At 70.9% G+C, this 22,196-nt stretch carries 16 protein-coding genes and 1 pseudogene; 9 read left to right on the top strand and 8 right to left on the bottom strand.

Annotated elements, in window-relative coordinates:
- Positions 1–54 precede the first annotated feature (54 nt).
- Entirely contained in the window at positions 55–579 is a 525-nt protein-coding gene (locus ACFRMN_RS04830) for an isoprenylcysteine carboxyl methyltransferase family protein (protein WP_383013249.1), read from the top strand.
- Positions 576–1,601 carry an NAD(P)/FAD-dependent oxidoreductase gene (locus ACFRMN_RS04835; protein ID WP_383013746.1) on the top strand — a complete coding sequence of 342 codons (1,026 nt, stop codon included), beginning with the start codon at positions 576–578 and terminating at the stop codon, positions 1,599–1,601. Before ACFRMN_RS04830 ends, ACFRMN_RS04835 begins: the two co-directional genes overlap by 4 nt.
- Before the next feature lie 62 nt (positions 1,602–1,663).
- Here ACFRMN_RS04835 and ACFRMN_RS04840 read toward each other — a convergent pair whose 3' ends face one another.
- Positions 1,664–2,920: a DUF4032 domain-containing protein gene (locus ACFRMN_RS04840; protein WP_383013252.1), complete on the bottom strand. Its 1,257-nt coding sequence runs from the start codon at positions 2,918–2,920 to the stop codon at positions 1,664–1,666.
- A 161-nt stretch (positions 2,921–3,081) separates the two neighbouring features.
- Here ACFRMN_RS04840 and ACFRMN_RS04845 point away from each other — a divergent pair, with 161 nt between their 5' ends.
- On the top strand, positions 3,082–4,614 hold the full coding sequence (locus ACFRMN_RS04845; RefSeq protein ID WP_383013255.1) for an MFS transporter: 1,533 nt from the start codon (positions 3,082–3,084) through the stop codon (positions 4,612–4,614).
- Positions 4,611–5,198, top strand: a complete 588-nt coding sequence (locus tag ACFRMN_RS04850; protein WP_383013258.1) for a TetR family transcriptional regulator — start codon at positions 4,611–4,613, stop codon at positions 5,196–5,198. The genes ACFRMN_RS04845 and ACFRMN_RS04850 overlap by 4 nt, the downstream gene beginning before the upstream one ends.
- A gap of 38 nt (positions 5,199–5,236) precedes the next feature.
- On the opposite strand, the gene ACFRMN_RS04855 is transcribed toward ACFRMN_RS04850, so the two are convergent.
- Positions 5,237–6,982, bottom strand: a complete 1,746-nt coding sequence (locus ACFRMN_RS04855; RefSeq protein WP_383013261.1) for a TIGR03767 family metallophosphoesterase — start codon at positions 6,980–6,982, stop codon at positions 5,237–5,239.
- A gap of 532 nt (positions 6,983–7,514) precedes the next feature.
- Between ACFRMN_RS04855 and ACFRMN_RS04860 the strand changes: the two genes are divergently transcribed.
- Positions 7,515–8,084, top strand: coding sequence for a DUF6630 family protein (locus tag ACFRMN_RS04860; RefSeq protein WP_383013264.1), 570 nt, complete (start codon positions 7,515–7,517; stop codon positions 8,082–8,084).
- Positions 8,085–8,196: 112 nt separating this feature from the next.
- Here ACFRMN_RS04860 and ACFRMN_RS04865 read toward each other — a convergent pair.
- A pseudogene (locus ACFRMN_RS04865) lies at positions 8,197–8,559 on the bottom strand (FGGY family carbohydrate kinase); the annotation flags it as partial.
- Between the two features lie 614 nt (positions 8,560–9,173).
- On the opposite strand from ACFRMN_RS04865, the gene ACFRMN_RS04870 reads away from it, so the two are divergent.
- Both ACFRMN_RS04870 and ACFRMN_RS04875 read left to right on the top strand, forming a co-directional pair.
- Positions 9,174–10,181 carry a hypothetical protein gene (locus tag ACFRMN_RS04870; RefSeq protein WP_383013749.1) on the top strand — a complete coding sequence of 336 codons (1,008 nt, stop codon included), beginning with the start codon at positions 9,174–9,176 and terminating at the stop codon, positions 10,179–10,181.
- Positions 10,182–10,279: 98 nt separating this feature from the next.
- Positions 10,280–11,809 (top strand): amino acid permease, encoded by a 1,530-nt coding sequence (locus ACFRMN_RS04875; protein ID WP_383013267.1) that lies wholly within the window; start codon positions 10,280–10,282, stop codon positions 11,807–11,809.
- Between the two features lie 138 nt (positions 11,810–11,947).
- Here ACFRMN_RS04875 and ACFRMN_RS04880 read toward each other — a convergent pair whose 3' ends face one another.
- Positions 11,948–12,925, bottom strand: a complete 978-nt coding sequence (locus ACFRMN_RS04880) for a glycoside hydrolase family 75 protein (RefSeq protein ID WP_383013270.1) — start codon at positions 12,923–12,925, stop codon at positions 11,948–11,950.
- Positions 12,926–12,993: 68 nt separating this feature from the next.
- The gene (locus tag ACFRMN_RS04885; RefSeq protein WP_383013273.1) at positions 12,994–13,488 is read right to left on the bottom strand and encodes an NUDIX domain-containing protein; all 495 of its coding nucleotides are present in this window, start codon (positions 13,486–13,488) and stop codon (positions 12,994–12,996) included.
- A gap of 362 nt (positions 13,489–13,850) precedes the next feature.
- On the opposite strand from ACFRMN_RS04885, the gene ACFRMN_RS04890 reads away from it, so the two are divergent.
- Positions 13,851–13,997 carry a hypothetical protein gene (locus tag ACFRMN_RS04890; RefSeq protein WP_383013276.1) on the top strand — a complete coding sequence of 49 codons (147 nt, stop codon included), beginning with the start codon at positions 13,851–13,853 and terminating at the stop codon, positions 13,995–13,997.
- Between the two features lie 188 nt (positions 13,998–14,185).
- Here ACFRMN_RS04890 and ACFRMN_RS04895 read toward each other — a convergent pair whose 3' ends face one another.
- The 3 genes from ACFRMN_RS04895 to ACFRMN_RS04905 all read right to left on the bottom strand — a co-directional run bounded on the left by ACFRMN_RS04895 (position 14,186) and on the right by ACFRMN_RS04905 (position 19,827).
- On the bottom strand, positions 14,186–16,390 hold the full coding sequence (locus tag ACFRMN_RS04895) for a discoidin domain-containing protein (RefSeq protein ID WP_383013279.1): 2,205 nt from the start codon (positions 16,388–16,390) through the stop codon (positions 14,186–14,188).
- Between the two features lie 183 nt (positions 16,391–16,573).
- Positions 16,574–17,347: a TetR/AcrR family transcriptional regulator gene (locus tag ACFRMN_RS04900; protein WP_383013282.1), complete on the bottom strand. Its 774-nt coding sequence runs from the start codon at positions 17,345–17,347 to the stop codon at positions 16,574–16,576.
- A gap of 44 nt (positions 17,348–17,391) precedes the next feature.
- On the bottom strand, positions 17,392–19,827 hold the full coding sequence (locus ACFRMN_RS04905; protein WP_383013285.1) for an RICIN domain-containing protein: 2,436 nt from the start codon (positions 19,825–19,827) through the stop codon (positions 17,392–17,394).
- A gap of 301 nt (positions 19,828–20,128) precedes the next feature.
- Between ACFRMN_RS04905 and ACFRMN_RS04910 the strand changes: the two genes are divergently transcribed.
- A complete protein-coding gene (locus tag ACFRMN_RS04910) occupies positions 20,129–22,192 on the top strand; it encodes a SpoIIE family protein phosphatase (RefSeq protein WP_383013288.1) in 2,064 nt (687 codons plus the stop codon).
- Positions 22,193–22,196 lie beyond the last annotated feature (4 nt).

A 22,196-nucleotide genomic window follows, 5' to 3' on the forward strand; every position in this document is an offset into this window, starting at 1 on the left:
GCCGGTAGGGCCGGCGGAGCGGGACGGGGCGAGGAGACCGACGGACGGGGAGACATGATCTGGTACACCGCGCTGGTACTGGCCGTGGGCGCGGAGCGCGTCGCCGAACTGGTCGTCGCCCGCCGCAACGCGCGCTGGAGTCTGGCGCGCGGCGCCGTCGAGCGGGGGCGGCGGCACTACCCGCCGATGGTCGCCCTGCACACCCTGCTGCTGCTCGGCTGCCTCGCCGAAGTGTGGCTGGCGGACCGGCCGTTCGACCCGTCGCTCGGTTGGCCGATGGTCGCCGTCGTGCTGGCCTCGCAGGCGCTGCGCTGGTGGTGCGTCCGTACGCTCGGCCCGCGATGGAACACCCGGGTGCTGGTCGTGCCGGGACTTCCGCTGGTGACGGGCGGCCCGTACCGGCTGCTGCGGCATCCCAACTATGTGGCGGTGGCGGCGGAGGGGATCGCGCTGCCGCTCGTGCACGGCGCCTGGGTGACCGCGCTGCTGTTCACCGCGCTCAACGCCGTGCTGCTGACGATCCGGATACGGTGCGAGAACCGCGCGCTGGAGTCGGCCACCGCCGGCGCCCGGCCGTGATCGATCTGCTGGTGGTGGGCGGCGGACCCGCCGGTCTCGCCACCGCGGTCCATGCCGCGCTGGCCGGGCTGGAGACGGTGGTGATCGAACCCCGTACCACCCCCGTCGACAAGGCGTGCGGCGAAGGCGTGATGCCGAGCGGCGTACGCGCGCTGTCCGCCCTCGGCCTCAGCCCGCTCCCGGGCCATCCGCTGCGCGGCATCCGCTATGTCCATGGCACCCACTGTGCCGAGGCGCCGTTCGACGACGGACCCGGGCTCGGGGTACGGCGTACGGAACTCCACGCCGCGCTGGCACGACGGGCCGCCGAGGCCGGTGTCAGGACCGTGACCGGCCGGGTCGGCGAGGTGGAGCAGAGCGCGGACTCCGTGACCGCGGGCGGGCTGCGGGCGCGCTGGCTGGTCGCCGCGGACGGGCTGCGCTCACCCGTACGCCGCCGCCTCGGCCTGGATCTCCCGGACCCGCGGCCCCGGCGGTACGGGCAGCGGCGGCACTACCGCATGAAGCCCTGGACGGACTTCGTCGAGGTCCACTGGTCCGCGTCGGGGCGGGCGGGGGAGGCGTATGTGACCCCCGTGGCGGACGATCTGGTCGGGGTTGCCGTACTGACCACGGTGAAGGGCGGTTACGACGACCATCTGGCCCGCTTCCCGCGACTGCTCCCGCTGCTGGACGGCGAGCCGGTCGGCGCCGTGCGCGGCGCGGGCCCCCTGCGCCAGCGGGTACGCCGCCGCAGCGCGGGCCGGGTGCTGCTCGTCGGCGACGCGGCGGGCTATGTCGACGCCCTCACCGGCGAGGGCGTCGCGCTCGCGCTGGCGTCGGCGGAGGAGGCCGTACGGTGTCTGCGGGCCGGCCGGCCGCAGGAGTACGAGCGGCGGTGGCGTGCGCTGTCCCGGCGCCACCGGCTGCTGACGGAGGGGCTGCTGAGGGTCAGCGGCCACGCGGCGGGAGCCCGGCTGATCGTCCCGGCGGCGGCCAGGATGCCCGCGGTCTTCGCGGCGGCCGTACGTGCCCTCCAGTGAGAGTCCGGCGCGGGCCCCGGGTCCGGCCCCCCAGCCCAGGCCCCCCAGCCCTGGCCCCGGGATCAGGGAGAGAGACCGCCTGCCGTGTCCGTTCCCGAGGGAGTCATCGCGTTCACCGAGTGCGGCAGTACGTTCACGAGGTAATCCGCGATCGTCGCCTCCAGACCGATATCGCGCCCCGCCGCCTCCGACAGATACCAGCGGTGCTCAAGCACCTCGTGGTAGATCTGCGCCGCGTCCATCTCGCCGCGCGTCTCCAGCGGTACGGCCCGTACGGTCGGCCGGAAGACATCGCGGACCCAGCGGTGCGCCAGGACCTCGGGCCGCGCCCCCAGCGGATCGCCCGGCGCGTAGTCCTCCTCGCCGGCCATCCAGCTCTCCAGGTCGTTGAGCAGCCGGCGCGCCTGGTTCTCCTCGGCGTCCAGGCCGGTCAGCCGCAGCAACTGCCGCTGATGATGGCCCGCGTCCACCACCTTCGGCAGGAAGGTGACCGTGTCACCCACCGGGGAACGCTCGATCTGCATCTCCGCGACGTCGAAGCCCAGATCGTTGAGCCGGCGGATCCGGCGGTCGATGTAGTGCCGCTTGTCCACCGGGTACACCGACTCGCGCGTCACCTCGTGCCAAAGGTCCTCGTACCGCTGGACGATCGCCGCGCCGAACGGCACCGGATCGACGGAAGGGTGCAGCGCGCCCGACGCCTCCAGGTCCATCAGCTCCCCGGCGATGTTCACCCGGGCCAGCTCGATGTCGTAATCGCGCTGTCCCCGGCTCAGGTTCTGCTGGATCTGCCCGGTCTCGGCGTCCACCAGATACGCGGCGTACGCGCCCGCGTCGCGCCGGAAGAGCGCGTTGGACAGCGAGCAGTCGCCCCAGGCGAACCCGGCGAGATGCAGTCGTACGAGGAGGACGGCCAACGCGTCCATCAGCCGCTTGACGGTGGTCGGCCGCATCGTCGACTCGAACATCGAGCGGTACGGCAGCGATCCCTTGAGATGCCGTGTGATCAGCGCCGGCTCCAGGGGCGCCCCGTCCGCGTCCACCCGCCCGGTCACCACCGCGACCGGGTCCACGGCCGGGATTCCGAGGCGGTGCAGATCGCGGAGCAGACCGAACTCGCGGACCGCCCCGCGCTCGGATATCTCCTTCACCGCCACGACCTCGGGCCCGGCCGAGGCGAAGCGCACCACGTGGCGCGAGATCCCGCGCGGGAGCGCGACCAGGCACTCGTCGGGCCACTGGTCGAGCGGAGTGTTCCAGGGCAGATCCAGCAGCACGGCCGGCTGCTCCGGATTGGTCGCGCTGATCTGCAGCGCCATCGTGCCTCCCACGGCGGTCGTCGGGCGGGCACCGGACATGGAACCGCCCCGGACAGTGTGCCGGGTCGGGTCGGACGGCCGGAGGGGCACCGGGGTGCACAGGTGTATACCCTGTGGGTGAACAGTTGTGCACCCCTGCCGCTTCCCCCCTACGGAGAGAGATGCCCGAAGCGATATCCGAGCCCTCCGCGTCCGGGCCCTCCGCGTCCGAGCCGTCCCCGTCCGGGCCCTCCGGGGCCGAACCTTCCGCGTCCGCACCCGACGCACCGCACCCCCGGTTCCTCGTCGCCGTCCTGGCGTTCTGCGGCGTGGTCGTGGCTGTCATGCAGACGCTGGTCGTACCACTCCTGCCGCACATCCCCGCGCTCACCGGCGCCACCCCCGCCGCCGCCAGCTGGCTGGTGACGATCACGCTGCTCACCGGCGCCATCTGCACCCCCGTGCTCGGACGGGTCGGCGACATGTACGGCAAGCGCCGGGTGCTCCTCGCCTCGCTCGGCGTGCTGGCCGCCGGCTCCGTCCTGTGCGCGGTCAGCTCCCACATCGGGGTACTGATCACCGGCCGGGCCCTCCAGGGCGCCGCGCTCGCCGTCGTACCCCTGGGCATCAGCATCATGCGGGACGAACTGGCACCCGAGCGCGTGCTGTCCTCGGTCGCCCTGATGAGCTCGACACTGGGCATCGGCGCGGCCGTCGGACTGCCCGTCGCCGCCCTGGTCGTCGAGCACTACGACTGGCACACGATGTTCTGGGCGTCGGCCGGGCTGGGGCTGCTCGACATCGTGCTGGTGCTGCTCTGCGTACCGGAATCACCCCTGCGCACCCGAGGCCGCTTCGACGCCCTCGGCGCGCTCGGGCTGTCCGCGGCCCTTGTCAGCCTGCTGCTGGCGGTCACCCAGGGCGGGGCGTGGGGCTGGACATCCGTCCGTACTCTCGGGCTGCTCGTCCTCGCCGTGCTGATCGGACTCCTCTGGGGCCGCTACGAGCTGCGCGTCACCAGCCCCATGGTCGATCTGCGGGTCTCCGCGCGACCCGCGGTGCTGCTGGCCAATATCGCCGCCCTGCTGATCGGCTTCGCCTTCTACGCCAACTCCCTGTCCACCGCGCAGATGGTGCAGGAGCCCACGAGCACCGGCTACGGCCTGGGCGCTTCCATCGTCGTCAGCGGACTGTGTCTGCTGCCCGGCGGCCTCACGATGGTCGCCCTGTCCCCGGTCTCCGCGCGGATCTCCGCCGCGTACGGCCCCAAGACCACGCTGGTACTCGCCTCGGCCGTCCTGGCCGTCGGCTACGCGGTGCGCTTCTTCACCAGCCACCGGCTGTGGACGATCATCCTCGGTGCCACCGTCGTCGCCGCGGGCACCGCCATCGCGTACTCGGCGCTGCCCGCGCTCGTGATGCGCGCGGTGCCCGTCAGCGAGACAGGTGCGGCCAACGGCCTCAACACCCTGATGCGCTCGGTCGGACAGGCCTTCTGCAGCGCGGCGGTCGCCGCCGTACTCACCAGCCTCACCTTCCAGGCCGGCGGCCGTACCGCCCCCACGCTCCACGCCTATCTGCTGGTCTTCGTCCTCGCGGGTGGCGCCGCGCTCCTCGCGCTGGCCGTCACCCTGTGTCTGCCGCGTCAGCGGGGACGCGCTCCCGGTAGCGTCGGACGGGACAGGACGACATCGCTGGCCCGGGAGGGCGCATGAACGGGCAGGCAGCCGGCGGGGGCGCGGGCGGCGCGGCGACGGCCGAGGCGGGCACGGGACGGGACGCCATCCTGAGGGCCGCGCGGCGCGCGTTCGCCTTCCGGCCCTACGCCGAGGTCACGATGCGGGGCATCGCCGCCGACGCGGGGGTGAGCGCCTCGCTCATCGTCAAGCATTTCGCCACCAAGGAAAGGCTGTTCAACGCCGTCGCCGACTTCGAGGCCGCGGCCGACCAGCTCTTCGCGGCGCCCCTGGACACGCTGGGCAGACATCTGGTGCTGACCATGCTGCGCAGCCGCCGCGAGCGGCAGGCGGACCCCTTGCTGCGCGTCGTGTTCTCGCTCGGCCAGGACGACGAACGCACCCTGCTCCGCGAGCGCTTCGGCGCGCAGATCACCGAGCGGCTGGCCGGGTCGCTGACCGGCCGTGAACGCGCTCTGCGCGCCGAGCTGATCTCCGGCCAGCTGCTCGGTCTCGGCGCCACGCTCAGCCTGTACCGCGAAGGTGCGACCGGACGGGCCGCCCCCGAACGGCTGGCCGATCTGTACGCGCCCGCGCTCCAGCGTCTGATCGACGCCGACTGAGAGCCTGATCGGACTCCCGGCCGGGAACTGATGAAACGTCAGCGGCTCAGCAGCAGCTCGGCGTTGCGGTCCGTGGACTTGCCCGCCGGGGCGGTGGTCGAGCCCGGCGCGTTGTGCGACAGCTCCCGGTAGAGGGCGGCGAGACCGGTCTGCGACAGGTCCTCGAAGTCGGTCCTGTGCGGCGCCGCCGACTCGATCAGTGTGGTGAACAGCGAGAGTGTGCCGTCCCCGTTGTCGGTGATCTCGATGACCCGCGCGAGCTGCGGGAAGTCGATGTGCGAGGCGGTGGAGATCTCCCAGAAGCTGCCGTGCGGCAGGATCGAATTGCGGTGGCTGTGCCCGTTGACCCAGGCCAGCACATTGCGGTTCCGCTTGAGCAGCGCCAGGACCTCGGCACCGCTGTGCCGGGCCTCGCCGGGGTGGGCGGGGTCGGGGTGGGTGTTGGTCATCGTCCAGCTGTTGTGATGGCTGAAGATGACGACATATCCGTCCCGGTGTGCCGCGAGCTCGCGCTTCAGCCAGTTGAGCTGGGCGGTGTTGAGCGAGCCGGTGTAGTGCCCGCCCCGGTCGGTGGTGTCGAGGCTGATGCCGGTGATGTTCTCGCCCATCGGGAACGTGTAGTAGAGCGTGTCGTTGTCCAGATTGGCCGCGGTATAGCCATGGCCGGCCGGACCGGCGCCCGCCCGCGCCGGGTCGAGGTGCGCGGTCAGATACTCACGCGGACCGAACGGCGCCCGGCGCGGATCGGCGGTGACGGACCGCATCGCGCGCTTCGAGCGGCGCAGCAGGTCGATCAGCTTCGCCCCGTTGGGGTCCCCGCCCTTCGACAGGAGCTTCAGCAACTGCTTGGCCTCGGCGTCGGGGATCCCGTACAGCTTCTTCGCGCCGACGGCGAACTCCGCGAGGAAGCCGGACCGGTCGACCATCGCACCGCTGGCCAGACCGTCGTGATTGCCCACGGTCGAGTACCACGGGATCCGCAGCCCCGGACTGTTCACCGAGCGGATCGCGGCGTCGAGGAATCCGTCGATACGGGGGTAGCCGAGCCGCTTGTCGGTGTCGCGGCGCGAGTCCTCCGGGTGCCAGAACAACCGCTCGTCGGAGTTCTGCACCCCTTCGTAGCGCTGGAGGTCGCCGGTGTTGGGGGAGATACGGCCACCGCTCATCACCGTGAGGAACCAGTCGAGTTCCGCCAGGGAGTTGTTGTCGGTGTTGTCACCCGTCGTCACGGCGAAGGACAGCGGCGCGCCGGTCGCGGGCCCGGCCTTCAGCGCGTTGATCTGCTCGATCAGTGCCACCGCCCCCGGGACGGTGAGCGCCTCCTGCGGCCGCCACCCCGAGAGCTGCTGCGAGCGCAGATACTCGGTGCGCACCGGGTGCTGGACATCCACCAGATGCAGATCGGTGAGCTGGACGAAGGAGCTGAGTACGGTACGCCGCTGGGCGCGGCCGGGCCGCGGGGCCGCCAGCGTCTCGCGGACGACCCTGCGCCAGCCGGGACCGTCGCCGAGCCGTCGGAAGGCCGCGGCGCTGTCGCGGGGCGCGGCCACCGTGTCCAGCGTCGTACGGGCGGGGACGGTACGGGTGGGCGTGGCCGGGGCGGCGGGGGTGCGGGGGCCGGGAACGGAGGGCGCGGCGGTCGTTCCGGGCGCGGCGGCCGCCTCCCCGGAACCGCCGCCCGCGCCGAGCGCCAGACCGATTCCGGCGGAGACGCCGACCGCTCCGGTGGCGGTGAGAAAGGAGCGGCGGTCGACGGCGGTGACTGCGGAGCGTATGCGTGCCATTCTGCGGCCTCCCGAGTGCGAGCGCGTCTACGAGTGCGCCGGGGATGGCCCCCTGGCTACTCCTCGATGGTTGACACCGGGCGTGGCCTGCGCGTGAACGACGTTCCAACGGCCAACACCGATCACCACACAGGGATCACCGCGTCGGCGAACCGTCGCCGCGCCCATGGCCACAGGACCGGAGCCGGTCACTCACCGTTCACTCTGCGGGGAAGGGCGGCCGGTCGGCCGGCCCGCGCGGGTTCTTCGAAATTGGTGCGCATACGTCGCGGCGGGCCGGGCACACGCGTCTTGGAGCCGAGCTCGCGGCCGCCCCCCGGCCGCCCGAGCTCTCCCGGCCCCACCGGTGCGTCCCCCCTCGCCGGTGGGGCCGCCCCTTTTCCGGGCTTTGCGGGCCTGGCGGCCTTGCGGGCCTTGCGGGTGTTGCCGGGGCCTTGCGGGGCCGGTCGGTTGTCAGACCCCCGTGGCAGGGTGTTCCCCGGGCCGGTGTTCCACCTGAACACCTCGCGTCCTGACCTGAGGAGCTGTCATCATGACGGATCGTCCCGCTCTCGCCCCCGCCGCCGAGGCGCTTGCCGCGCTGGCCGAGCTGCTTGCGCCGGGCCGCGCGGCCGTCGCCGAAGAGGTGCTGTTCGCGTACGACGATCCGGACGCCTACGTACGGACCCATGCCGCGCGTCTTGAGGACCGCGGGATCGACGCGCCCATCGAGAACATCGCGTGGATCGCGCTCGTCGACGCCCTGACCGCACAGGGGCTGCTGGCCGAGGTCGACTGGAAGGAGGACGCCGACGAGATCAGGCGTCAGCTCCGGGGCCTGGAATCCCGTCCCACCGCCGACCCGTGGTCCGTCGCCGCGCCGGATGACGCGGACGGCACGGACGGCACGGACGGCACGGACGCGGTGCCGATGGACACCGCCGCCTTCCTCAACGACGCCGGACGGCTCCATCTGGATCTGGGGGTGGCGCTCGCCGTGCTCGACATAGAGTCGGACTGCTATCCCCTGGTCTGCTTCCCGGCCCAGCGGGCGAGTGAGCTGACCCCGCTCGCCGCGCGCGCCGGTTTCTACGCGGCGGTCCTGGGGTCCGACCATCTCTGAACTGTGCGCGCGACGCGCCGGCCCAGGGCGGGGCCCGCGCTGATCACGATCGGGCCGCCGCCGGGACCGGCGCGGTCGATCCACTCGGCGGAGGCGTACAGCCTCCGGCGCCCAGTCGCTCCGCGCGCCGGTCCTGCCGGACGATCGCGTCGGTGAGCGGCGTACCCGTACCCGGATCCCAGGCGAGCACCGCCTTGCCCTGGTTGGCCAGACCGACGGCCGCGACCGGCTCCGCCGCGTCGGCGAGCGCCTGGTGCCCGGCGTCGAGTAACGAGCGGAGCAGGACGGCGGGATCGACCTCCACCAGTCCGCCGGAGCCGTAGCGGGGCGGCGCCGGCGCCGAACCCGTACCGATCACGCCTCGTTCGGGGCAGATGACCAGCGCCTTGGTGGACGAGGTGTCCTGGTCAACGGCGAGTACCGGCCGGGTGGTTGGGCCGGCGCGGGGGCGGGGCGAGTGCTGGGCCGGCGGCATATCCCGTTCTTCGGTCGCGGAGGGGCACGAGGGTGGCGTCGATCGCGGCGGGTCCTGATCGCTGAGCGAAAGCGTGATGCGGGTCAGAGCGGGCGTCAAGGGGCTCTGGACCGTCCGTGCGCGGGTGCGGCGGCGGCCCGTCCCGGCGCTCCGGGAAATCGTCCGGGCGTCGCCGCCGGGAGGGCGCCAATCCGCTTTGATCAACAGAGAGTTGCGAAAGATCAGCAAAGTGTTCGAGCCATGTCACTCTGGCCCCTACACTGATCGCCGCAGTGGCAGGGAGTGCTCTTCTGCTCTTCCTCACCTGCGGCACGGCAGGTTGGTGCCTTCTGCGACGACGCCGGATCGCTCCACCCCCCACCGTCCTAGAGGATCTATGACGAACATATTTTCAGCCAGACGCCTCTTCGGGCGCGTCCGGCTCAGTACGTCCTGTAGGCAGCCCGCGGTGGCCGGCACCTCCCGGCCGCCGCGGATCGGGAGTTCCGTGATCCCGGGGCCGGGGAGCGTCCGCCACCCCCGGGTCCCCGGGCCACCGGGGACAGGGACGGAGGGCCGGTGCTAGCTTCCCCCGCCCCGCCGTCCTCGCGCGCATGGACGGAGCGCAGGTCCTGATGGCGAGCGACAATATGCGCCCCGTTTACCACCCGGCGGGCCACGACAACGAACTGCGCGCCGCGGTCCAGGATCTGCGCACCGGCCGCTGGGTCTCGATGCGCAACCTCCTTGCCGAGACGCCCGATTGGCCCCTGTGGACCCAGCGCACCCAGGTGCTCGCCGCCGTCGCCGCCGGCTCCGACGCCGTACAGGCATGGCTGTCCGAAGAGCCGCGGAGCGTCGCCGCACTCGTGATGCACACCCGTGTCCTGGTGGAGCGCGCCGTACGGGCCCACCGCGAGGGGCACGCCCGCACGCAGGAGCTGTGGCAGCAGGCATGGGAGGCGTGCGGCACCGCCGCGCGTCACGCTCCCGACGACCCCGTGCCCTGGGTATGTCTGCTGGCCCTGTCCCAACTCGACGGCAGACAGCGACTGGAGGAACACCGGCTGGCGCCGCCGGGACCGATGCTCTTCCCGGGTCCCTGGGCCCTGCTCGCGGAGGCCGACAAGCGCGATCCGTACAACCGCGAGGCGTACCACCGCATGCTCCAGTTCGTCTACGCGCGACGGGCCGACGGATCACTCTCGGAAGCGGTCAACTTCGTCCAGTGGGCGGCCTCTTCGGCTCCCGAGGGCTCGGCGCTGCACGTCATGCCGCTGTTCGTACGAGTGGAGCGTTACCGCCGGGAGAACGGTCACGAGAAGGCGCTCGACCTCCACTGGGTCACGGAGGACGCCACCCGGGACGCGCTGCGGGCCCTCCAGCTGTGGTTCGACCACGCCGTCCTCGCCGAGGCCTCGCTGCTCGACCTCAACCAGCTGGCGCACGCGCTGTGGGGATCTCTCCAATTCGCGCAAGGAGCCCGGGTGTTCGAGGCCCTGGGGCCGTACTACGTCTCCGTGCCGTGGGCGTATCGTACGCGCAGCCCCGGCGACGCCGCGCAGGCCGAGGACGTGTTCCTGCGCGCCCGCAGCCGGTGTCTCGCGGCTGCCCGTGATCCGCGGGACGGGCCGGCCGGCTGAGCGGCACCGTCCGCCGCGCCGCTTGTGTTCCCCCGCCCTCGGCAGCACGTTCCGTACCCGTCCCCACTATTTGTTGTTCCTTCCCGGAGGTCCATTCCATGTCCACTTCGCCACCGACCTGGTCGAAGGCCGGTCCCATGCCCCAGAAGGACGAAGAACAGCGGCTGCGCGAACTCGGCTACCAGCCCGTCCTCGCCCGCCGCATGGGCGGCTTCGGCAACTTCGCCATCAGCTTCTCGGTCATCTCCATCCTGTCCGGCTGCATGACCCTGTACGGCTTCGGCATGGGCACCGGCGGTCCTTCGGTGATGCTCTGGGGCTGGGCCGGCGTCGGTCTGTTCGTGCTCTGCGTCGGCATGGCGCTGGCCGAGGTCACGAGCGCGTATCCCACCTCGGGCGCCCTCTACTACATGGCGGACCGGCTCGGCGGCCGTAAGTGGGGCTGGTACACCGGCTGGCTCAACCTGCTCGGACTGCTCGGCGCGATCGCGGGAATCGACTACGGGGCCGCGCTGTTCACCGGAGCCTTCCTCAATCTCCAGTTCGGCTTCAGCCCCAGCCCCGGCTGGACCTTTGTCATCTTCCTGTGCATCCTGCTGCTGCACGCCGTGCTGAACCTGTTCGGGGTCAAGCTCGTCAGCGTGCTCAACTCGATCAGCGTGTGGTGGCATCTGGCCGGTGTCGCCATCATCGTCGGCGCTCTGGCGATCGTCCCCGACCACCACCAGTCGCCGTCGTTCGTCTTCACCGAGTTCGTCAATGACACCGGCTGGCAGAACCCGCTCTATGTGGCCGCCATCGGGCTGCTGCTCGCGCAGTACACCTTCTGCGGCTACGACGCCTCGGCCCATCTCTCGGAGGAGACCTCGAACGCCTCCGTCACCGCCGCGCGCGGGATCGTCCGGGCCATCTGGGTCTCCTGGATCGCCGGCTTCGCCCTGCTGGCCGGTCTCACCTTCGCCATCCAGGACTACGCGGGCGCCCAGAACAGCGCCACCGGCGTGCCGCCCGCGCAGATCCTGATCGACGCCCTCGGTTCGAGCGGTGCCACGGCCCTGCTGCTGCTCGTGATCGTGGCGCAGCTGTTCTGCGGCAACGCGGAGGTCGCGGCGGCCAGCCGGATGGTGTTCGCCTTCAGCCGTGACAACGCCCTGCCGGGCTCGGCGGTGTGGCGGCGCGTCAGCAGCCGTACCCAGACCCCGGTTCCCGCGGTCTGGCTGTCGGTCATCGTCGCGGGTGTGCTCGCACTGCCGTCCCTGTATTCCACGACGGCGTACGGTGCGGTGACCGCCATCAACGTCATCGGGATCACCCCGGCGTACGCCATCCCCATCTTTCTGAAGCTGCGCGCGAAGGACCGCTTCGAGCCCGGACCGTGGACCCTGGGGCGCTGGAGCAAGCCGATCGGCTGGACAGCCGTGGTGTGGGTTGCCTTGGTCACCGTCCTCTTCTGCCTGCCCCAGTCGAACCCGGTGACGGTCGACTCGATGAACTACGCCGTGATCGCCCTGGCCGTGGTGCTGATCCTGGCGACCGCGTGGTGGTACATAGCCCGTGGCTCGTACAGCACCCCGCAGGCGTACGGCAGCACGCGCGAGCAGTCGGAGATCTCGGAAGGCATCGTCTGAGTGTTGCTCCCGTCCGGCGGGGCGTGGTGTGTGCGGCGGGGGTCCGGCCCGAGGGCGGGCCCCCGCCGCACGTACGCGCGGTGTTCCGCCGTCCGGCTCGCCGGCGTTCTTCGCGCCGGCTTCGCGCGCCGACTCCGCTCAGTTGTCCATGAGGAATTGTTTCGCCAGCTCGTCGCCTCGCCGCACGATGGTCTCCTGGTCGTCCAGCCGGGAGATCTCGGAGTCCTTGAAGACGATGTACGTCACTCCCGACGGGACTCCACCGCGCGCGGGGTCGGGCACGATATCCAGCGCGCGGGCCGTGGCGTAGGACGCCTCCCCGATGATTCCCGGTGGGCCGGTGTCACCGACGACGGCGTACTCCACCTTGTCGCGGTGGATGACCGCCGCGACGGATCCGCCCCGGATGCCCGACGAGCGGAAGTTCCAGATGGAGCTTGACAGGGGCACGACGATATACGGCAGCTCCTCCGGGTTGAGCGCCCTGCCGTCGGCCTGGGTGTAGGCGGTGGTGTCCTGGTAGTACGGGTCCGCCGCGGAGTTGCAGTGGGCCGTGGCCTGGCCGTCGCAGTCGATGTCCATGTCGGCCTTCCAGAACACGGCGCCCTTGGCGTCGCAGACGGGGATCGTGGCCTTGGTGCCTTCGCCGGCGCGGTACCGCCCGTTGGAGATCTGGTCGCAGCCGTCGGCCCTGGACAGCAGAGCCGCCGCGGTGACCGGTCCGTCCTCGGGGAACCCGTCGTGCCTGAACGATTCTTTAGCCGCGGGCGGCCCGGCCGCGGGCGGTGGCGCGCCGTGGCGTTCGGGCGATGCGGAGGGCGGTGCGGAAGAGGGCGGTTCGGAGGAGAGCGGTGCGGAAGAGAGCGGTTCGGAGGAGAGCGGTTCGGAGGAGGGCGGTGCGGCGGGGCGTGGTGCGGAGGGGCGCGAGGACGTCGCTACGGAGGAGGTGGCCGCGAGGGCGCGGTACGCGGGATCGAGCGACGCGAGGGCGGGGGATTCGGGGGCGTGCGGCGTCTCGGCGGGTACGGCCAGGGCGGGGAGCACAGTCGCGGGCATGACCGCGGCGGCGAGCAGCGCCGTACTGGCGGCGACGAAGACATGGGGGCGAGGGGGCACGGAAGAGATCCCTTTCCTGAATGAACCGGGCTGGACGGCGCGGCCTGGGCGGCACCGGGATGGCGGGGTCAGCGGCGGGGCGGGGACGGCCTGCGGCCGTCACCTATGCACTCGCTCAGCCGGTCGAGGAAGACCCGCTGCCCCGTCACCAGTGGCTCCACGGCGTTCTCCAGGGAGAACCAGGCGACACGGTCCAGCTCGGGGAATTCGCGCAGGACACCCGATCCTCTCGGCCACTCCATGGTGAAAGTGCCTGGCACGGCGAGGGCGGGGTCGAGATCCCCCTCTACGGCCCAGACCGTGACCGTCTTGCCACTCCGCTGCCGGGTCTCGCCGAGCGGGATCCACGGTCCGTCGGGCGGTGGCAGGCCCAGTTCCTCCTGGAACTCCCGGCGCGCGGCGTCCACCGGCCGCTCGTCCGGTCCGTGCTCACCTTTGGGGATCGACCAGGCGGCGGCATCGCGGCCGGACCAGAACGGCCCGCCCATGTGCCCGAGAAGCACCTCTGCACCGGTGTCCGTGACCCGGTACACGAGGAGGCCCGCGCTCTGTTTGCCCGACATGCCGTCAGTCTGGGCACTGATACATAACGTTGCATTCCGGACATCGGTCGTCTGTGCGGGGTTGGCTCACGTCTTCGACACTGACGTGCGGCGCCAGGCCCGAGGGCGGCGGTGCCCGCGGCGCATCATCGGACGCGTCACGAGAGGCCGCAGCTTTACGGAGTGTCCCGCCGGGCCGATCGTATGAATGATTGCGCCGGACGAGGGTGCCGCGTCCGGTCAGTACACGGTGCGGGTCCGGCGGTCGTGTAACGGAGCGCACGCGAGGACGGAAATGGGGCGTCGATGGTCCGTCAGGGGGTAGGCGCGAGAAAACCCGCCCGTCCCGGTTCCCGGACCGCGGCCGACGACATGGAGACGACATGCCCGGAATGATTGAGCGCATCAAGCGGTTCGCCGGCAGTCCGCAGGGGCGCCGCGTGACGGAACAGATACGCCGCGCCTCCGCTGATCCGAGGAAGCGCGCGCAGGCGCGTCAGCTGCTGGGCAGACTGCGCGGAAGGCGTTGACGGAGCCGCACGGCTGACGGGTGGTACTGCTGACGGGGCGTACGGCGGGGGAGGGGCGGGGCCCGGCCTCGGCGCGAGGCCGGGCCCCTTCACGCGTACGCCCTCGTACGTATCCCCGCCGCGGGACCCGCCGCGGAACTCGCCGCGGGACCTTCTACGGGGCGGGGCGCTCTACGGGGCGGGGCGTTCTACGGGAACGAGGTCACCGTCGACGGAACCGTCGAGGTGCCCGAGGTGGGTGATCCGACGCTGTTGATCACATGGTTGTACTGGCCCATGCCGCCGAGGGAGACGACCAGGAGATCGTGGAACCTCACTCCCGGTTTGACCGGCGCCTGGAAGCCGTGATCCTGCTGGATGGTCGAGTCCGAGGTGTAGTTGCAGTAGCTGCCCAGACCCCAGCCCTCGTGGTTGTTGACGGTGTCCGCGACCTTGTAGGCGGCGTAGCCCTTGATGGCGCCGTTCTGGATGGCGGCCTGGTTGGGGGCGTCGTAGGCCTTCTCGTTCTGGAAGAAGATCGTTCTGCCGTTCTCGCCGTACCACTCCACGTCGTACTTGTTGAAGTGTTCGACGAAGAGCCCCGTGGCCAGCACATCGTCACCGTTGACCCGGATACCGTAATCCGCGCGGTTGGTCTCCCAGCCGACGCCGGCGCCGTGGTCGGCGCGCCAGACCCAGGTGTGGTCGATGATCGTGTCATCGCTGTTGATCACCATGCTGGTGGTGGCCTTGCCGGGACCGGCGCCGCCGATCCTGATGAACACGTCCTGGACCGTGGTCGGATTGGCGGAGTGGTCCGCGCTCGCGCCCTGGGGGCCGACCTCCAGCAGGGTCGGAGAGTTGACCGGACCGGCGTCGATCAGGAAGCCGGCCAGCTTCACCCCGTCCACATCGGCGACCTTCATGGCGGTCACCCCGTTGTCGGGGACGATCGTGGCGAGCCCGAGCCCCAGCACGACGGTGTTGGCGCGGTTCACGTTGATCGGCTGGTCGACGTGGTAAATGCCGGGCGTGAACAGCAGGTTGAGCCCCTGGGCCAGCGCCTGATTGATCGTCGCGGCCGTCGCGCCCGGCTTGACGACATAGAACTGGTCGAGCGGCAGGGACTGGCCCTGCGGCGCGCCATTGCCCCAGGTGGTGCCGCGCGCGTTGGTGCGCTTGGCGGGGACGAACACCTTGTACGCGTTGCCGTCGAGGTAGAGGAAGGGCTTTTCGCGTGAGACGGGGGTGTTGTTGAGGGTGGTGTAGGGCGGGTTGGGGAAGCTCTGGGCGGGGGCGCCTTCGACGCCGGAGAAGGTCATGTTCCAGACGGCGTTGGTCCAGCCGCCGACGGAGCTGTCGCGGGTGTACCACTGCTGCTGGGAGTAGGGGCCGACGGTGCCGTCGACGCGGCTGTCGGCGATGTAGCCGCCGCTGGCCCAGCCGTATCCGTTGGGTGCGAGGTTGAGGCCGCCCTTGACGTGCATTCGGCGGAAGGGGGCTGCCTGGGCGACGGCCCACCGGTTGGTGCCGCTGACGGGGTTGAGGGCCAGGTTCTCGGCGGAGCGCCAGAAGTTCTGGGTGGCGTTGCCGTTGAACCAGCCGGCGTCCACGGTCACATCACCGTTGAAGGTGGTGTCGTCGGGCGAGAGCCCGAGTCCGGAGATCGAGGTGTAGAAGCCGAGCTGCGCGTTGATGTTGTTGTACGTGCCGGGCTTGAACAGCAGCTGGTAGCGGCCCGAGCCGAACTGCGCCGACTCCTGCTGCCGGAAGATCTCGTCCAGCCTGCCCTGGATGTTCGGCGTCGACGGATCGAAGACCAGCACGTTCGGCCCCAGATCACCACCGCCGGGGAGCGGGTCCCCGCCGCCCGAGGTGCCGCCGAAGACCTGGAACTCCCAGAGCGAGTAGCCCCATTGGGTGGCGCGGGCGGTGCCGTACACCCGTACATAGCGGGCGTTGCCCGAGACATTGAGCGTTTCCGTGCCGCCGGGCCCGGTCGTGGTGGAGTACGCGGTGGTCCAGCTCGTGCCGTTGGCGGAGAACTCGATCCGGTACCCCGTGGCGTACGCGGTCTCCCAGCGCAGGACGATCTGACTGATGGCGGAGGTGGCGCCGAGGTCGACCTGGATCCACTGCGGATCGGACGCGGCACTCGACCAGCGGGTCCCGTTGTCGCCGTCGACGGCCCCGGTGGCGGGGGTGCCGGCGTTCTCCTGGCTGGAGGCGGTCACGGGCTTGCCCTGGGAGAGCAGGGTGGGCGCGGCCTGGGCGGAGGTGCCGGGGATGAGGAGTAACAGGGAGGCGATCAGGGTGGCCGCGAGGGAGGCGGCCAGCCCGCGCCGGCGCGCGGGGCGCCGACGCGCGGGCGAGGGTCTGCGGAACACCGGCGAAGCGAGCGGAGGAGCGTGCATGGGCAGGTCTCCTGAGTGTTGGGCAATGCGGAAGGCACAGCGGGAGAGAGCTTGGAGAGCGCTCTCTGAGTACCGGAGATGCTTCTCCCGTGTTTCGTACACGTCAAGAGTTGCGCCCGAACCCGCAGGACTCGTTCCGCGGTGGACAAGAATTCACCGCCGGGGCGCGGCCGTTGTGGGCATTTATGTCGCGTCTCGGGTGGGCGTCGTTTCAAGATCTGACGACGGGGGTGCGTCCGCGGTGTCCGGTGCGTTCGACACGCGCTCCAGCCACTCGCTCAGCAGCGCGGCCTCGGCGGAGGTCAGGGCCGCGGGCGGCGACTGCCGGATCAGTGCTCCCAGACGGGTCGCGGCGGCCGGGGTGCCGGCGGGGGCCGTGGTCGCGTCCTCGGCCGAGGCCTCCCCGTACATCGCCTCCGGCGTGAACACGGCGGCGTGCACCGCGTCGCGGACCCGCCGTGACATATCGGGGTCCGTGAAGGTGGCGGGGCGGGCGACCAGCATCAGCGCTACGCCGACATTGGCCGACATGACCATCTGAGCGGCGAGTTCGGGGGAGATCCGCAGCTTGCCCTGGGCCGCGGCCCGTTCGAGATCGCGGGTGAGGATCTGATGGGCCTCCAGGGCGGAAGCCGGCGGCTTGCGCATCAGTGGGGAGTTCATCAGCCGGTACAGGTTGGGATTCGCCAGCGCGAACGCGACATGGGTGTCCCAGCCGTCACGCAGATCCTGGATCGGGTCGGCTCCCGGCCGATGAAGGTGCTTGGTCGCCAGGTAGGCGTCGAAGCCGTGGTCGACGACGGCGGAGAGAAGCCCCTCCTTGTCGCCGAACTGCCGATAGAGCACCGGAGCGCCGACCTGGGCGGCTTCACAGACCGCGCGCGTGGAGATATCGCCGTTCGGCGACTTCGCCACAAGATCGGCGGCTGCCTCCAGAATGCGCGTCCGTGTGCTCATGGAAAGGATGCTATCAACCTGGGCGTAGCGTTGCTATCCCGAGGTCAGAGCAGTCTCCACAGATGGTCATCCGTGCCGTTGTCGGCGAACTGGACCACCTGGGCGCTGTTGGCGGTCGACATCCCGTCGACGCCCAGTACCTTCCCGCTGTGCTTGTTGCGGATGCGGTACCAGCCGTCGCCGCTGTCCAGCAGCTGCCAGAGATGGTCGTCGGTCCCGTTGTCGGCGAACTGCACCACCGGTGCGCTGTCGGCGGTGGACATGCCGTCGACGCCGAGCACCTTGCCGCTGTTCCCGTTCCGGATCAGGGACCAGCCACCGCCCGCGTCGGTCAGCTGCCAGGCATGGTCCGCCGTACCGGAATTGTCGAACTGCACCACCCGGGCGCTGTCGGCCAGCGACATTCCGTCCACGGCAAGCACCTTCCCGCTGTGCTTGTTCTGGACGCGGTGGAAGGCCGGCTCCGGTGTCCAGGGACGGCCATCGGGGTGCGCGGTCGGGAAAGCGGTGACACGGAGCCTGGCCGCGCCCATCGGGATCAGTGTGACCAGCTCCACCGCCGAAGCGCTGCGGGCCGGGCTGTCCTGAAGGGGAGCGACGACCCGCTGGTCGTCCGCGATCCACTCGGTGATGCGGCGGGCGGGGGCGGTGATCCGTACCGGTGTCCCCTCCTGGGTGAACGGATCGCCGGACAGCGGGCCGCTGTCGGCGGAGAACCGCAGATCTGCCGGCGGATCCGCGGGCCGGTCGGTGGCGAGGCCGTAGTTCCACGGTCCGCTCGCGCGCACGGCGAGTTCGGGGAAGTCGACCGTCCCCGCGTAGCGCTCGTACCGCTCACCGATCCGCAGGGAGTAGGTCAGCGGGCCGTGGTCGACGCTGACGGCGCCGTGGTTGTCGTCCCAGCGGCGCACGGTGGTGCGCTGCGGCAGTCGCAGGGTCACCCGGTCACCGTCACTCCAGGTGCGGTCGACCTTGACGAAAGCCGGGCCCGACGTGGCGGCTGTCCGCCGTCCGTTGACGGAGAGTTCGGGTTGTTCGCACCAGCCGGGAATCCGCAGATAGAGCGGGAAACGGAGACGGCGCGGGGTGGTGACGGTGAGGGTGACCATCTCCTTGAAGGGGTAGTCGGTGTCCTCGGTGACGGTGATCTCCGTACCGTCGGCGACCTTCGCGCGGACGCGGCTCGCCGCGTACATCGCCGCGGCCAGCCCGCGATCGGGGGTCGCGAGCCACAACTCCTCGGTGAAATAGGGCCAGCCCATGCCGTAGTTGTGCGGACAGCGGCGGTACGGGACGACGCCGGGCTGGTACGACTGCATCGCGAAGCCGTTCTGGAACTGCCCCTGGGTCTTACGGGAGTTGTCCAGATCGACGCTGTTGGCGGAGGTGATGTAGTGCACGCCCCGGCCCCAGGGGTCCGTGGCGGCCGGGAGCATATTGAAGGCCAGCTCCTCGCAGCGGTCGGCCCACACCGGGTCGCCGGTGATCCGGGTGAGCAGTTCGTGGCTGGCCATGAACTCCACGATTCCGCAGGTCTCGAAGCCCTGCCGGGGGTCCCCGAAGCCGGGCCTGGCGTTCTCGTCCCCCGCGAATCCGCCCCCCGGGAACTGGCCGTAAGTGCCCATGACGGTGGCGTAGTTGCGGTAGGTGGAGCGAGCGAGCTCGGCGGACCCCGAGCGCAGGGCGTACTGCGCGGGCTCGCGGAAACCCTGCGCGATATTGACATTGTGCAGATCGGGGAAGTGGTCGACCCAGTTCGCGCCGTGTGTATGCATGGTGTCGGCCAGGTCGAGAAGGAAGGGCTCGCGGGTGCGGTTGTAGACCCACATGGCGACGTCGAGTCCGTCGCCCCAGCGTTTCGACACCCAGCTGGAGTTGAACGCCCCGGGGCCCTGCGCGTTCATATAGCGGAGAAAACGCACGATGAACGGCGTGATCCGCTCGTCGCCGGTGAACTCCTCGTGCGAGCGCAGCGCCTGGAGCAGCGGCAGATAGGGCCAGAAGTCGGGGCCGCCGTTGAGCGCGGTACGCAGCCGGGTGGGGCCGAAGAAACCGTCGGGCCGCTGAGTGGCGAGGATCGCGTCGATCCAGCGGCGGCTTGTGGTGAGCGCGTCCCGGTCGCCGGTGAGCGCGGCGAGGCTGACGTAGCCGCGCAGCCAGTAGGTGACCTCCTCCCAGCCGTCCTTCTCCGGGTGGACCCAGCCGGATTCCTCGAACCGCAGGAAGTGGGAGATCTCGGCGTAACGGCCGAAGAGACCGTCGAGGAGAAGGCGCAGCTGCCCCGAGAGCCAGCCGCGGGCCGTGACGCTGCCGAGGGGGAGCTTCTGGAAGGCGGTGGGGGCGAGCGGCGCGGCGTTCGGCGCGTACCAGCCGCCCGGTGCCGGAGCTACGCCGGAGGCGGAGGGCGCGAAGGGGCCGAGGAGGACCCCGCCGCCGATCGCGAGGGCGCCGGTGTGCAGAAAACGTCGTCGGTCGAGCATGATCAGGGACTCCCATCCATGTCAGTGCCGAGCAGTACAACGTTGAAAACAGCGGGAGTTGGCATCACAGCACGCGGCTGTCGCCCTGTCCAGGTGTGTGGCGGTGGGACTCCGGAGGTCCGAGAGGGGGCCCGGTCGAGAGGGGGGTCGGACGACACTCTCGATCTGGTCAACGACACTCTTTATCTGGTTAACAATGCGACATTTTGCCGGGAAAGTTACGCTACATGCGTTCGAGTGCCACGAAACTCAGGAGCCCGGCCCGCTGACCGGGCTCCCAGCCCACCTCCGGAGCGGGCGCATGGCAGGACGCGATCGGGACCGGAACCGGCCGGTGATCGGTGCGGACGAGAGACTCGCACTGAACCGCATGGGCAGCTTCGACTGGGACCTCGAAAGCGGGGCCGTCGAGCTCGATGCGGCGGGCCTCGCTGTGTTCGATCTGCGCCCCGACGAGTACGACGGCGCCGAGACCCTGAGCTCACGCATACCCCGCGAGGAGGGCCGGCGCCTCCAAGCCGTGGTGGACGCGGCGATCCGGAGCGGCCGGACCTCGTACGGCTCGTTCTTCCAGCTGACGCGCCGCTCCGGATCGCGGCAGTGGACCCATACGAGGGGCCGCATCCTGCGCGACGAGAGGGGCCGCCCGTACCGCGTTGTCGGCATCGTACGGAACGCCACCGCGGACCTCTCCGAATTCACCGTGGTCAACCCGGCGGAAACGGGCCGCACGGGCATGACCGGCATGGTCCACAGCACCACGGACGCCCTCTCCCGGGCGATCACCGTGGACGATGTCGCCGCCGCGCTGACGGGCGCCGGCGGTCTTGAGAACTTCGGCGCCGACGGACTCGCGCTCGGCCTGGTGGAGGGCGGCGCCCTGAAGCTCATCGCGCTGGCCGGCGAATCCATCGAGGTGCTTGACGACCTGCGCCTCCACCGCCTCGACGGCTCCCTGCCGCTCGCCGAGGCGGTCCTGAACCAGCGGCCGCGGTTCGTCAGCTCACTGCGCGATCTGGTGATCGACCGCTTCCCCCGCCTGCGGCCGTACGTCCGGGGGCTCGGTGCCAACGCCGCGGCCTTCCTGCCGCTGGTCGCCCAGTCCCGCTCCATCGGCTGTCTGGCGCTCTTCTACCGGCGGCGTACGCACTTCTCGACCGAGGACCGCGACATGCTGATGGGCCTCGCGGGCATCGTGGCCCAGTCGCTCCAGCGCGCCATCCTCTTCGACCAGGAGCGCGAGTTCGCGACCGGCCTCCAGGCGTCCATGCTGCCCCGGGACATCCCGGAGTTCCCCGGCGCCGAGATCGCGGTCCGCTATCACGCGGCCTGGAGCGGCAGAGAGGTGGGGGGCGACTGGTACGACGTCATCACCCTGCCCGGAGGCCGGGTCGGCGTCGTCATCGGTGACGTCCAGGGGCACGACACACACGCCGCCGCCATCATGGGCCAGCTCCGTATCGCCCTGCGCGCCTTCGCGGGCGAGGGCCACGCGCCCGCGACCGTCCTGGCACGCGCCTCGCGCTTTCTCGCCGAACTCGACACGGAGCGCTTCGCGACCTGCGTATACGCCCAGGTGGACCTGGCCACCGGCGGGATACGCGCCGTACGGGCCGGCCATCTCGGCCCGCTCGTCCGGCACAACGACGGCAGAATCGGCTGGCCCCACCTGCGCGGCGGACTGCCACTGGGGATCGCCACGGCCTTCGGACAGGAGGACTACCCGGAGACCCGACTCGACCTCGTACCGGGCGAGACCCTGGTGCTGTGCACCGACGGGCTGGTCGAGGATCCCGGCAGCGACATCTCGGTCGGGATGGACGCGCTCGCCGAGATGGTACGGACCGGCCCCGGGCGGGCGAGCACGCTGGCCGACCACCTCTCGGAGCGGCTGTGGGAGCGCTGGGGGACGGGCGACGACATCGCGCTGCTCGTGCTGCGCCGCCGCCCCGATCCCGGCACCGACCAGGCGCCCCGTATCCACCTGTACGTCCACCAGGCCGACCCGGAGGGCCTGGTCGAGAGCCGTGCCGTGCTGCGCCGGGCGCTGGCGGACTGGGGGCTGGCCGAGCTCATCGACGATGTGGAGCTGGCCGCGGGCGAGCTGCTGGTGAATGTGTTGCTCCACACCGAGGGCGGCGCCGTACTCACCCTGGAGGTCCTGCCGGAGCCGGTGCGCCGTATACGCCTGTGGGTCAAGGACCGCTCCAGTGTCTGGCCCCGCCGCCGGGAGCCCGGCGAGGCGGCCACCTCAGGAAGAGGGCTGCTGCTGGTGGACGCGGTGGCCGCGCGCTGGGGGGTCGAGCCGCGCGGGGACGGCAAGGCGGTCTGGTGCGAGTTCCAGCCGGACGGCGGCCGGGGCTGAGCGC

The organism is Streptomyces sp. NPDC056835 (assembly GCF_042789485.1).
In the GTDB taxonomy this organism is placed as follows: Bacteria; Actinomycetota; Actinomycetes; order Streptomycetales; family Streptomycetaceae; genus Streptomyces.

Excerpts from the sequence above, each read along its gene's own strand:
- ACFRMN_RS04830 (WP_383013249.1), top strand. The coding sequence starts at position 55 with ATGATCTGGTACACCGCGCTGGTACTGGCCGTGGGCGCGGAGCGCGTC.
- ACFRMN_RS04840 (WP_383013252.1), bottom strand. The coding sequence starts at position 2,920 with ATGGCGCTGCAGATCAGCGCGACCAATCCGGAGCAGCCGGCCGTGCTG.
- ACFRMN_RS04845 (WP_383013255.1), top strand. The coding sequence starts at position 3,082 with ATGCCCGAAGCGATATCCGAGCCCTCCGCGTCCGGGCCCTCCGCGTCC.
- ACFRMN_RS04850 (WP_383013258.1), top strand. The coding sequence starts at position 4,611 with ATGAACGGGCAGGCAGCCGGCGGGGGCGCGGGCGGCGCGGCGACGGCC.
- ACFRMN_RS04855 (WP_383013261.1), bottom strand. The coding sequence starts at position 6,982 with ATGGCACGCATACGCTCCGCAGTCACCGCCGTCGACCGCCGCTCCTTT.
- ACFRMN_RS04860 (WP_383013264.1), top strand. The coding sequence starts at position 7,515 with ATGACGGATCGTCCCGCTCTCGCCCCCGCCGCCGAGGCGCTTGCCGCG.
- ACFRMN_RS04870 (WP_383013749.1), top strand. The coding sequence starts at position 9,174 with ATGGCGAGCGACAATATGCGCCCCGTTTACCACCCGGCGGGCCACGAC.
- ACFRMN_RS04875 (WP_383013267.1), top strand. The coding sequence starts at position 10,280 with ATGTCCACTTCGCCACCGACCTGGTCGAAGGCCGGTCCCATGCCCCAG.
- ACFRMN_RS04885 (WP_383013273.1), bottom strand. The coding sequence starts at position 13,488 with ATGTCGGGCAAACAGAGCGCGGGCCTCCTCGTGTACCGGGTCACGGAC.
- ACFRMN_RS04890 (WP_383013276.1), top strand. The coding sequence starts at position 13,851 with ATGCCCGGAATGATTGAGCGCATCAAGCGGTTCGCCGGCAGTCCGCAG.
- ACFRMN_RS04895 (WP_383013279.1), bottom strand. The coding sequence starts at position 16,390 with ATGCACGCTCCTCCGCTCGCTTCGCCGGTGTTCCGCAGACCCTCGCCC.
- ACFRMN_RS04900 (WP_383013282.1), bottom strand. The coding sequence starts at position 17,347 with ATGAGCACACGGACGCGCATTCTGGAGGCAGCCGCCGATCTTGTGGCG.
- ACFRMN_RS04905 (WP_383013285.1), bottom strand. The coding sequence starts at position 19,827 with ATGCTCGACCGACGACGTTTTCTGCACACCGGCGCCCTCGCGATCGGC.
- ACFRMN_RS04910 (WP_383013288.1), top strand. The coding sequence starts at position 20,129 with ATGGCAGGACGCGATCGGGACCGGAACCGGCCGGTGATCGGTGCGGAC.